10 protein-coding genes are annotated in these 11,289 nt (G+C 66.1%); 5 read left to right on the top strand and 5 right to left on the bottom strand.

Annotated elements, in window-relative coordinates:
• Nucleotides 1-32: 32 nt before the first annotated feature.
• Nucleotides 33-335: a polyhydroxyalkanoic acid system family protein gene (locus tag QE452_RS05570; RefSeq protein WP_125993818.1), complete on the bottom strand. Its 303-nt coding sequence runs from the start codon at nt 333-335 to the stop codon at nt 33-35.
• A gap of 2 nt (nt 336-337) precedes the next feature.
• Nucleotides 338-760: a VOC family protein gene (locus QE452_RS05565; RefSeq protein WP_309660166.1), complete on the bottom strand. Its 423-nt coding sequence runs from the start codon at nt 758-760 to the stop codon at nt 338-340.
• Nucleotides 761-864: 104 nt separating this feature from the next.
• On the opposite strand from QE452_RS05565, the gene lnt reads away from it, so the two are divergent.
• From lnt to QE452_RS05550, 3 genes are all read left to right on the top strand, one after another.
• On the top strand, nt 865-2,412 hold the full coding sequence (gene lnt / locus QE452_RS05560) for an apolipoprotein N-acyltransferase (RefSeq protein ID WP_309660165.1): 1,548 nt from the start codon (nt 865-867) through the stop codon (nt 2,410-2,412).
• A 42-nt stretch (nt 2,413-2,454) separates the two neighbouring features.
• Nucleotides 2,455-3,675, top strand: coding sequence for a methionine adenosyltransferase (metK, locus tag QE452_RS05555; protein ID WP_309660164.1), 1,221 nt, complete (start codon nt 2,455-2,457; stop codon nt 3,673-3,675).
• A 79-nt stretch (nt 3,676-3,754) separates the two neighbouring features.
• Nucleotides 3,755-4,798, top strand: coding sequence for a hypothetical protein (locus tag QE452_RS05550; RefSeq protein ID WP_309660163.1), 1,044 nt, complete (start codon nt 3,755-3,757; stop codon nt 4,796-4,798).
• Here QE452_RS05550 and QE452_RS05545 read toward each other — a convergent pair.
• Nucleotides 4,773-5,384 carry a phosphatase PAP2 family protein gene (locus QE452_RS05545; protein WP_309660162.1) on the bottom strand — a complete coding sequence of 204 codons (612 nt, stop codon included), beginning with the start codon at nt 5,382-5,384 and terminating at the stop codon, nt 4,773-4,775. The two genes, QE452_RS05550 and QE452_RS05545, sit on opposite strands and share 26 nt — an antisense overlap.
• 82 nt (nt 5,385-5,466) lie before the next feature.
• Between QE452_RS05545 and QE452_RS05540 the strand changes: the two genes are divergently transcribed.
• Nucleotides 5,467-6,147, top strand: a complete 681-nt coding sequence (locus QE452_RS05540; protein WP_309660161.1) for a tRNA (guanine(46)-N(7))-methyltransferase TrmB — start codon at nt 5,467-5,469, stop codon at nt 6,145-6,147.
• Between the two features lie 24 nt (nt 6,148-6,171).
• Here the strand turns inward: QE452_RS05540 and QE452_RS05535 are convergent, their stop codons facing one another.
• The gene (locus QE452_RS05535; RefSeq protein ID WP_309660160.1) at nt 6,172-6,657 is read right to left on the bottom strand and encodes an Lrp/AsnC family transcriptional regulator; all 486 of its coding nucleotides are present in this window, start codon (nt 6,655-6,657) and stop codon (nt 6,172-6,174) included.
• A gap of 115 nt (nt 6,658-6,772) precedes the next feature.
• Here QE452_RS05535 and ald point away from each other — a divergent pair, with 115 nt between their 5' ends.
• Nucleotides 6,773-7,858 carry an alanine dehydrogenase gene (gene ald / locus QE452_RS05530; RefSeq protein ID WP_309660159.1) on the top strand — a complete coding sequence of 362 codons (1,086 nt, stop codon included), beginning with the start codon at nt 6,773-6,775 and terminating at the stop codon, nt 7,856-7,858.
• 205 nt (nt 7,859-8,063) lie between these two features.
• Here ald and QE452_RS05525 read toward each other — a convergent pair whose 3' ends face one another.
• Nucleotides 8,064-11,099 carry a TonB-dependent receptor domain-containing protein gene (locus QE452_RS05525; RefSeq protein WP_309660158.1) on the bottom strand — a complete coding sequence of 1,012 codons (3,036 nt, stop codon included), beginning with the start codon at nt 11,097-11,099 and terminating at the stop codon, nt 8,064-8,066.
• Between the last annotated feature and the right edge of the window lie 190 nt (nt 11,100-11,289).

The raw sequence follows: 11,289 nt of genomic DNA, 5'->3' as shown, positions 1-11,289 counted from the left end.
CCGATTTTCATCCATCTCGCCGGCTCGATCGATTATTTCAGCAGCTTGGGGGCTTCACGCTCGATCATCTCCTTCACCTTGCCGGCGAACAGGCCCAGAAAGGCCGGCAGGTCGACCACCGCATGGACCTTGTCGGCGAAGACCGTGGCGGTGGAGGCGATGCTCTGGCCCATCGCGGTGACGGTGAAGTGCATCGTGTCGCCCTCCCAGCGATGCTGGACGACGCCGCCACCGGGGATCTTCTCGGTGATGCGCGAGATGCCGCCGTCCAGCCGCTGGCGCACACCGTCCTTGCCCAGCGAATGGGGGATATCGATCGCAATCGGGGTGCCCATGGTCAGTCCTTCGCAAAGATCATCGAGTCGTCGGCGAATGCCTTGAACTCCAGCGCATTGCCACTGGGATCGTAGAAGAACATCGTCGATTGCTCGCCCGCCTCCCCGGCGAAGCGCGTATAGGGTTCGATGACGAAGCTTGTGTCCGCCGCGACCAGCCGGTCGGCGAGCGCCCGCCAGTCGGCCGGGGCCAGCACCACGCCGAAATGCGGCACCGGCACCTGATGGCCGTCGACCGCATTCTCCACTGCCACTGCGCGGGCGGCGGGATCGAGATGCGCGACGATCTGGTGGCCGAAAAGGTCGAAATCGATCCAGTGATCGCTGGACCGCCCCTCGGCGCAACCCAATGTTCCACCGTAGAAAGCGCGCGCGGCGGCGAGGTCATGGACGGGAAAGGCGAGATGAAAGGGGCGAATCGTCATGATCCAACAGGTAATGTGCGTTGGGCTTTTCGCCACCCCGGACTTGCTGGCGCCACGAAGCGGCGGCAAGGGCGAGCGGAGATGGCCCCGATCAGGACAATGATGTGACCTTGCGCCCTTCCGCCCTGCTCCGCTCTCCGGGCCTGGGCTGCGTCCTGCTCGGCGCGCTCGCCGCCTGCGGCTTCGCGCCGCTGGACTGGTGGCCGCTGTCGATCGCCTGTCTCGCCGCCTGGATGGCGATCGTCCACCGCGCGCCGGGCCTGCGCAGCGCGATGGCGCGTGGCTGGCTGTTCGGGCTCGGCCATTTCACCGTCAACAACAACTGGTTCCAGCACGCCTTTGACTTTCAGGACAAGATGCCGCCGGTGCTGGGCTATGTCGCCGCCGTCGCGCTGGCGCTATACCTGGCGGTCTATCCGATGGCGGCGGCCGGCATCGCCTGGCGCGCGCGCGGCCGGGCGGGACCGGACCTCCCCTATGTGCTGGTCTTCGCCGCCGCCTGGATCGCGACGGAGTGGCTGCGCGCGGTGCTGTTCACCGGCTATGCCTGGGACCCGCTGGGCGTGCTCTGGGTGCCGGACCAGGCCATCGCCCATATCGCGTCGTGGATCGGCACCTATGCGCTGTCCGGCCTGACCATCGCCTTTGCCGGCATGGTGTTGCTGCTGTGGCGACGACGCTGGTGGACGGCGCCGCTCGCTTTGGCCGTGCCGCTGCTGCTGCAACCCTTTGGCTATCGGACCCATCCCGCGCTAGGCGCACCCGACGCGCCGCGCGTCCGCGTCGTCCAGCCCAATATCGGCAACGAGGCGCGGGTGAACGCCGCCGAGCGTTCGCTGGAAACACTGATCCGCCTGTCCGGCCGGCCCGGTCCCGCGCCCCGCCTGGTCGTCTGGCCGGAGGGGCTGGTGACCGACCTGCTGGAAAGCGGCTATCCCGATTATGTCTATGGCGACCGCCGCCCCTATGGCCTGCGCGCCCGGATCGCCGACACGCTCGGACCGCGCGACCTGCTGCTGACCAACGCGCCGCGCCTCACCTTCGACGATCGCGACCGGATCCTCGCCGCGGGCAACTCCGTGCTTGCGATCGGCCCGGACGCGGACATCCACGGCGTCTATGACAAGGCGCACCTAGTGCCCTATGGCGAATATCTGCCCATGCCCTGGCTGCTCAAGCCGCTGGGCCTCGCCCGGCTGGTGCCCGGCGACATGGACTTCACCCCCGGCCCCGGTCCGCGCGCGATCGACTGGCCCGGTTTCGGCCCGGTCGGCATCCAGGTCTGCTACGAGATCATCTTCTCGGGCGAAGTGATCGACGAGGCCCACCGGCCAAGGCTGATCTTCAACCCGTCGAACGACGCCTGGTTCGGCCGCTGGGGCCCGCCCCAGCATCTGGCGCAGGCGCGGATGCGCGCGATCGAGGAGGGGCTGCCGATCGTCCGCGCCACCCCGACCGGGATCAGCGCGATCATCGCCGCCGATGGCACGTTGCTCGCCACCGTCCCGCACGAGACGGCGGGCGCGATCGAACTGCCGGTGCCGCCGGCTCTGCCGCCCACGCTCTTCTCGCGCGTCGGCAACGCGATGGCGGCGATCGTCGCGGCGCTGTTCTTCGCCGCCGCGATTGCCATCCGTCGCCGCCGACGCTAGGAGCGTCATATAAAGCTATCTTTATATCGTTATGAGGCCTTGATGCGCTCTTCCTATATCTTCACGTCGGAGTCGGTGTCCGAGGGTCACCCGGACAAGGTCGCGGACCAGATCAGCGACACGATCGTCGACCTCTTCCTCTCCAAGGATGCCGAGGCGCGCATCGCCTGCGAGACGATGACCACCACCAATCTGGTCGTGCTGGCCGGCGAGATCCGCTGCAAGGGCGTGTACGAGAATGGCGAATGGGCCCCCGGCGCGCTCGAGGAGATCGAGGCGGCGGTGCGCGACCGGGTGAAGCAGATCGGCTATGAGCAGTCGGGCTTCCACTGGGAGACGTTCACCTTCGAGAACAACCTGCACGGCCAGTCGGCGGAAATCGCGATGGGCGTGGACGAGGGCTCGAACAAGGACGAGGGCGCGGGCGACCAGGGCATCATGTTCGGTTACGCGACCGACGAGACGCCGGGCCTGATGCCGGCCACCCTCTATTACAGCCACAAGATCCTGGAGACGATGGCGGCCGACCGCCATTCGGGCAAGGCCCCCTTCCTGGAGCCGGATGCCAAGAGCCAGGTGACGCTACAGTACGAGAATGGCGTGCCGGTCCGCGCGACCGCGCTGGTCGTCTCCACCCAGCACAAGGCCGGCTATTGCCTCCAGGGCGAGAATGCCGATCCGACCAAATATGACGTGCTGAAGGATTATGTCACCGGCGTGCTGACCAGCGTGCTGCCCGACGGCTTCGTCACCGACGCGACCAAGGTCTATATCAATCCGACCGGCGCGTTCGAGATCGGCGGCCCGGACGGCGACGCAGGCCTGACCGGCCGCAAGATCATCGTCGATACCTATGGCGGCGCGGCCCCGCATGGCGGCGGCGCGTTCAGCGGCAAGGACCCGACCAAGGTCGATCGTTCGGCCGCCTATGTCGCGCGCTACCTCGCCAAGAACGTCGTTGCCGCCGGTCTCGCCAAGCGCTGCACCATCCAGCTCAGCTACGCGATCGGTATCGCCGAGCCGCTGTCGGTCTATGTCGACACGCACGGCACCGGCACGGTCGACGAGGCGAAGCTGGAGCAGGTGCTGCCGCAGCTCGTCCGCCTGACGCCCAAGGGCATCCGCCAGCATCTGAAGCTCAACGCGCCGATCTACGTGAAGTCGGCCGCCTATGGTCACTTCGGCCGCGAGGCGGAGAACGGCCTGTTCACTTGGGAGGCGACCGACCTGGTCGACCAGCTGAAGGCCGCCGTGACCGCCTGATCGATCGGCCGCCTGCGGCCATTGTGCCCGGACGCCGGGACGACTAGCCTCCCCCATAACGATATGGGGGAGGTTTTTCATGGCGATGATCCGGCGGGCCGGCTGGACGGCAGCGGCAGTGACGGCCGTGTGCCTGGCGACGTCCATGACGCAGGCGCGCGACCTGCCGGTGCCGCCCGGCAAGGGCTGGCAACATGCCGAGACCGGGCTGATCCTGCCGTCGACGCTGGACGGCATGGCGCGCACCCGCCTGGCGGATTCGACGACGCAGGAACGCGACGTCACGATCAGCTTCGCCGATCCGACCCGCGCCACCATCGCCACCCTCTTCCTCTATCGCCCCGCCATCGCCAGCGTCCCGCTATGGTTCGACCGGGCGGAGGCGGCGATCGGCGCCAACGACATGTTGGGCGACACCGCACCCAACAGCGCCGACCCGGTCGCCTTTGCTCCACCCGGTAGCCATAGCGGCTCGGCCTTGCGACGGGTCTATCACGCCAGCAAAGGGGCCTATCCCGCGACCGGGCTCGCCATGCTGCCGATGGGGCCGTGGCTGGTGGCGGTGCGGCTCAGCCGCAAGGATGGCGACCTCGCGGCGCTGGACGCCGGGATGACGCGGCTGATCTCCGCGATCCGCTGGCCCGCCGCCTTTCCCGACTCGCCCGCCGCACTGCCGATCCGCGCCTGTGACGCGCCGATGGCCTGGAAGAAGGCGAAGCTGCGCAAGTCCGACATGAACGAGGCGCTTGGCGCATCATTCCTGGGATTGTTGAGCCAATCCGCCACCCAGCCGGCGGACCCCGCCCCGACGCGCTGGTGCCGCGACGACAGCAGCACGGTCGACTATGCCGTCTACCGCGCCGCCGGCCAGACCGGCTATGTCGTGGCGCTGGGCGATGCGGGTCGCAGCGTCAGCGTCTCCCCCGCCTTCGCCACGATCCTGAAGCCCGAGGTCAAGGATCGCTTCACCGTGATGCTGGAGGATGTCGACAGCAGCGCCAGCAGCTATGGCACATTCGATGGCCTGCCCCGGCCCGACCAGGTGGTCGACCGCGTGCTCCACGCCCAGCCCGACAGCCGCAATCAGGGAAAGCAGATCACGATCGGGGTGCCGAAGGGGTAAGCCGTCGTTCGACGGCCGCCTCCACCCGGTCCAGCAGGGCGCGGCTCAGCCGTTCGGCGGCCAGGCCGATCACCGCCCCGGCCAGCACGTCGCTGACATAATGTTTGCCCCGGCTGGGTTGCAGCGCCGCCACGCCCGCCGCCGCCAGCCGCGCCGGGATCGCCGCACGGCCATGGCCCGCTGCGATCGCCTCCGCCACCGCGACCGCACCGGCGGTATGCCCCGACGGAAACGAGTTGAGCGAGGGGTCGTCCGCGCCGTCCCCCTTGCCGGCATGATAGCCATGCTTCAACGCGCGCGCCGGCCGGGTGCGGTCGATGCTGCTTTTCAGCACCGTCTTCACCGCCGTCGCCAGCAGGTGGCTTGCGAGCATCCGCGATCCGGTCCGCGCGATCGGCCTGCGCCTTGACAGCAGCCCGACCACTATCGTGCCAGCCGACAGCGCGATCAGCGGCGGCTGGTCGGCCAGGTCCGTCAGCTTCCCCGCCGCTCGCAGCACCGGCCCGTCGTCGTGCCGCGCCGCCTCATGGGTCACGTCCCGATCGGCCTTTGCGGCCGTCTTCGCCGCCTTCTTACCCTTGCCCATGTCAGCCTCATCCTGGTTCAGGGGCTCGAACGGACCGTCTGCCGCTTTGCTCCGGCGTCGACCGGCGCTAAGGCCGCGCGCCATGACCGAACCCACCACCATCCGCCGCCTCTACGGCCGGCGACAGGGCCACAAGCTGCGCCAGGGCCAGTCCGCGCTCGTCGAGGAACTGCTGCCCCGGCTTTCCATCGCCGATGACGGCCCGCTCGACGCCCGGACGCTGTTCGGCGACGATCGTCCGCTCGAACTGGAGATCGGCTTCGGCGGCGGCGAGCATCTTGCCGGCCAGGCGACGATGCGTCCCGATCACGGCTTTATCGGTTGCGAGCCGTTCCTGAACGGCGTGGTGGGCGCGCTCAACCATATCCGCGATGGCGCGCTGGACAATGTCCGGCTGCACATGGGCGATGCGCTGGAGGTGATCGAGCGGCTGCCCGACGCCTCGCTGGAGCGCGTCTACCTCCTCCACCCCGATCCCTGGCGCAAGGCGCGCCATGCCAAGCGGCGCATGGTCAATCACGGCCCGCTCGACCTGATCGCCGCCAAGCTGAAGCCGGGCGCGGAGTTCCGGCTGGGGACGGACGACCCGACCTATTGCCGCTGGTCGATGATGGTCATGAACCAGCGCCGCGACTTCACCTGGCTGGCGCAGACGCCGCAGGATTTCCTGACCCGCCCCGACGACTGGCCGGAGACGCGCTACGAACGCAAGGCGCGGCGGCAGGGGCATGAGGTCTGGTATTTCCGGTATCTCCGGGTGTGACGACCACCCCGGCGGGATGGGCGTTCACGATCCGAGCATCCCGCCGGGCAGCCGGGGCTTCACCACCTCGCGCAGCACGAAGCCCGACTCCATCCGCGCCACGCCGGGCAGGTGCGACAATTCCTCACGATGCACTTCGGCGAAGTGCGACAGGTCGCGGGTGCGCACGGTCACCAGATAATCGTCCATCCCGCTCATCAGGTCGCAGCGCACGACCGAGGGGCTGGCGCTCACCGCCGCCTCGAAGGCCTCCAGCACCTCCTTGCGCTGGCTTTCCAGCGTCATCTTGATGTGGACGATCGTGGGATAGCCCAAAGCGGCATGATCGAGCTGGGCGGCATAGCCCGCGATCACGCCACGATCCTCCAGCACCCGCAAGCGGCGCGCGATCGCGGTCGCGGATCGGCCGATCGCTTCGGCCAGCGCGAAGGAAGTGGCACGGCCATTCTCGATCAACAGCGACAGCAACTTGCGGTCGACCTGGTCCAAGGATTGGGATTCGAGCGTCATCGCCGCCTCCAATACTGGAAACTACCATCCATCGGCAAGGTCGCGGCCAAGTTCGCCGGGAAATGGCGCGGGCAGCTGCGCTATGGTGCGTCAAACATCCATGGAGAGTTGCGACATGCGCGTCGGTGTTCCGAAGGAAATCAAGAACCACGAATATCGTGTCGGCCTGACCCCCGGCGCGGTGCGCGAATATGTCGCGCACGGCCATGAGGTGCTGGTGGAAACCGGCGCGGGCGCGGGCATCGCCTCCGATGACGCGGCCTATGTCGCGGCCGGCGCGCGCATCGCCGACACCGCGGCCGAGGTGTTCGCCACCGCCGACATGGTGGTGAAGGTCAAGGAGCCGCAGCCCGGTGAATGGACCCAGCTGCGCCCCGACCAGATTCTGTTCACCTATCTCCACCTCGCGCCCGATCCCGAACAGGCCAAGGGGCTGATGGCGTCGGGGGTCACCGCCGTCGCCTATGAAACCGTCACCGATGCGCGCGGTCACCTGCCGCTGCTAGCACCGATGAGCGAGGTGGCCGGTCGCCTGTCGATCGAGGCGGCGGGCGCGGCGCTCAAGGCCTATAATGGCGGACGCGGCGTGCTGCTGGGCGGCGTGCCCGGCGTGCAGCCCGCGCGTATCGTGGTGCTGGGTGGCGGCGTCGTCGGCACCCATGCCGCGCGCATGGCCGTCGGCCTGGGCGCGGAGGTGACGATCATCGACCGCTCGATTCCGCGCCTGCGCGAGCTGGACGAGCTGTTCCACGGCCGTGTGCGCACCCGCGTCTCGACGCTGGAATCGATCGAGCAGGAGATCGGCGAGGCCGATGCGGTGATCGGCGCGGTGCTGATCCCCGGAGCGTCCGCGCCCAAGCTGGTGACCCGCCCGATGCTGAAGCTGATGAAGCCGCGCGCCGTGCTGGTCGACGTGGCGATCGACCAGGGCGGCTGTTTCGAGACGTCGCACGCCACCACCCATGCCGACCCGACTTATGAGATCGACGGCGTGATCCATTATTGCGTCGCCAACATGCCGGGCGCGGTGCCGCTGACCTCCAGCCATGCGCTGAACAACGCCACCCTGCCCTATGGCCTGGCGCTGGCCGACCGGGGCGTGGCCGCGATCGACGCCGATCCGGCGCTGAAGGAAGGGCTGAACGTCCAGGGCGGCCGCATCGTCAATCGCGTCGTCGCCGAGGCGCTCGGCTTCGACTGATCCTCATCGCCTGCATCATGAAGGGGGCGGCATCGAACAGGTGCCGCCCCCTTTTTTGTGTCGAGACGTGGTGGGTCCGCACGTGTCGGTCGCGCTACCCTGTGACCGGTCACCGCCGACACAAAAAAGGTGGCGGAGACTATGCTCCGCCACCCTAGCACGTATGAGTCGGGCTCGGCCGTGGCCGGGCCCGACCATCCACGGATCAGAAATCCGCGGTCAGGTTCACGAACACCGTGCGGCCGAGCGTGTCATAGGTACCCGGGAAGGTGTTGCCATTGCCCCAGCCGCCCAACGAAGCAGCGCTGACGATCGGCGGATCCTTGTCGAACAGATTGTTGACGCCGATGCGGAACGTCGCGGTGTCACGGACCGGCAGGCTGAACAGCACGTCAAAGTAATTATAGGCCTTGATGCGGTTGTCGTGCTTCGGTGCCGCACCCGGGCTGTTGAGGAACGGATTGGGACTCAGCGTGTCGACCGTGACGCCCGACAGGTAGCGCCACCGCAAGGTCAGGCCGAAATCATCCGGCGTGCTGATCTTGACGTTGGTGTTGAAGCGATAGTGCGGGTTCGGATTGCCGCAGGTCAGACCATAGTAACCGGCGCAGTTATAGCTGTCGCCACGCGTAACCGGCTGCGAGATAAACTTGTCCAGATAGACGCCGACGAATTGCCAGCGCGCCTTCCAGCCACTGCCAAAGGTCGTGCGATAATCGCCGTTGACCTCCACACCGGACGTGCTGAGCGAGCCCGTGTTGATCGTCAGGTTCTGGACATAGCCGGACGGCGACAGCCACAGTGACCCGGCCGCCGGACCGGCACTGGCCGGCGCACGCACGATCTTGCCGCAATAGGTCGGGTCATTGGTCTCGATGCACTGGTTGAGAATGACCTGCGACCCGACCGTGCCGATCGCGTTGTTCACCTTGATGCGATAGTAATCGACCGACAGGATGAGGTTACGCAGGAAGCTCTTGGGCGTCAGCAGCACGCCGGCCGAGAAGGTGTCAGCCTTCTCCGGCTGAAGGTTCACGTTGCCGCCATTATACTGATTATACTGGGCGGCGGTATTGGCCTCGATATTGCCGAACTGTGCCGCCGTTACACCGGTCCGGGCGCATTGCGCAGCGGTATTGCCATTGACGGTGCCATTGGATGCTGGGCCGGCGCAGGGGTCGGTGCCTGCGAACAGACCAGGCGACTGCGCCGCGAACAGCTCTGCGATGTTCGGCGAGCGGACTGCGCGGTTGTACGATCCCCGCAGCGTGATGTCGCGGATCGGCGTCCAGTTGCCAGCGATCTTGAACGTGTCGGCGGAATTCTGCTTCGTCGCGCCGACGACATTATACTTGGAGTGACGATAGCCGAGCTGCAGCGACAGGTCCTGGAAGAAGGGCTTGTCGGTCACCAGCGGCACACCCGCTTCGCCGAAAACGTCGAAGACGCTGTAGGAACCGGAGATCGGCAGGGTCGGACCACCCTGGCCCGCGCCATCACCGTTGATGTAGGCCTGATCCGGCTGGGTCGCGAGCGACTCCTTGCGCCATTCCACGCCACCAGCGATCCGCAGGCCATCCTCGGCGAAGGGCGAACGAATGCCATATTGGCTGAGGTTGCCGGTCACGACGCCATTGAGCACCTGCTCCTTGGTGACGCCGGTCAGGACCAGCGGAATGCCGATATAGGCCGCCGCCGCCGACGTGATCCCGCCCGGGTTGAAGACGTTATAGGGAACGCACTTGTCATCGGTGCCGTTCACGACCGACGTACAGGTCGGTACGCCATTGACGTTCACGACGTTCAAAGCGTTGTTGATCCGGCTGCTCGATACGTCGTTGCGATAGACGCTGGTATTGTTGACCTGACCATATTGATAATAGGCGTCGTAGGACCAGACATCGTCCAGCTCGCCCCGCACGCCCGAGACGATGCGGAACTGGCTATAGCCGATATCATCGAACCGTGCGCCACCTTCAACGTTGCGCTTGCCGATCAGGAAGGTCGCGGTCGTCCCGGCGACTCCCGCATTGGCACCGCAGGCGGCAGTAGCGAGCTGCCTGTTCTGCAACAGCAGGGGATTATCACAATTGACCGTACGAGGACCGTAGAAAACACCCGACGGTGCGATCTGCGCCTGCGTACTATAATTAGCGTACATCACATCGAGATAGGGGTGGATGGCCTTGCTGATCTCGTAATCCGCAAACGCACCGGCCGTGTAGCGCTTCGACGGCCGCCGGAAATAGTTGACCGGAGCGTAGTTGTAAGCGTCGACCAAGCCATCATACGGGCGCAGGCCGGAACCCGTCAGCGTATAGCCACTTGCCCTCGGCAGGCCCGCGGTCGTGGTGTTCGCAGCCGAAAATCCGCCAAAGCGCGCCAGTTCCGGCGTCCCCGAACCGCCGCAGGCCAATCCGACATTGCGGCTGTCCGGATTGAGCGCGCAGGTCGAATAGTCATAATTCGCCTGGGTGACGGCCGATTCCTCACGATACCCCGCATAGGCGACGACGTTGCCGCGGTTGTCATTCAGTCCCGCACCCAGGGCTGCGGTCACATCGAATGCCCCGCCAAAGGCCGAGTGGCCACGTGGCGCCCTGAAACGCTGGTCGACGACGCTGGCAACCGGATTGTCGTTATTATGATCGAAGAAGCTGTACTGGCCGTCCAGGCGCAGGCCACGGAAATCGCGGTTCATCTTGAAGTTGACGACGCCGGCCACGGCGTCGGCGCCATAGGTCGCCGATGCGCCGCCGGTCAGCAGGTCGACGCTCGTCACCAAGGCAGCCGGGATGAAGTTGAGGTCGGCGCCCGCACCACCAGCGATCCCACCGGGCATCAGGCGACGACCGTCGATCAGCACCAGCGTACGGCTCGGGCCGAGGCCGCGAAGATCGATTGTCGCGGTACCGTCCGCGCCGTTGGAGACACCCGAGCTCTGGCTGGCGAAAACCTGCGGCAGCGAGTTGGTCAGATCCTCGATCTTGGTTGCACCGAATTCCTTGATATCTTCGCCGCCGATCGTGGTGATCGGGCTGGGAGACTCGGCATTGGGACGGGAAACGCGCGATCCCGTCACGACGATGTCGGCGCCCTGCGGCGCAGCGGCCGTCGCTTGCGTGTCAGCCGGGGCGGCTTGCGCTTCCGGGGCAGTCTGCGCGGCAACCGAGGTGGCGAACAACGCAGTACTGACGAGGAAGGTGCTCGCCAAAAGGCCAGCAGATTTGCACGTCTTCATCAAGACCCCCAATGTTATTAGTATCTTATCGAATTTTTCGCCAGAATCCGTTTTGATTCGAATATCTGGATGCGCGTTTTATCGATCACGCCCCGTCGTTCGGCAACGACACGCCCATAAACTTACATATTTTTGTAATTTACGTTGCTAAAATGCAACGTCACGGCCAACAATCTGTCTTATTTTCGAT

Origin of the sequence: Sphingomonas sp. SORGH_AS_0438 (assembly GCF_031453475.1) — a bacterium.
Taxonomy (GTDB): domain Bacteria; phylum Pseudomonadota; class Alphaproteobacteria; order Sphingomonadales; family Sphingomonadaceae; genus Sphingomonas.
The sequence above is the reverse complement of the archived record's forward strand: the minus strand, read 5'-3'. Positions and strand labels throughout refer to the sequence as shown.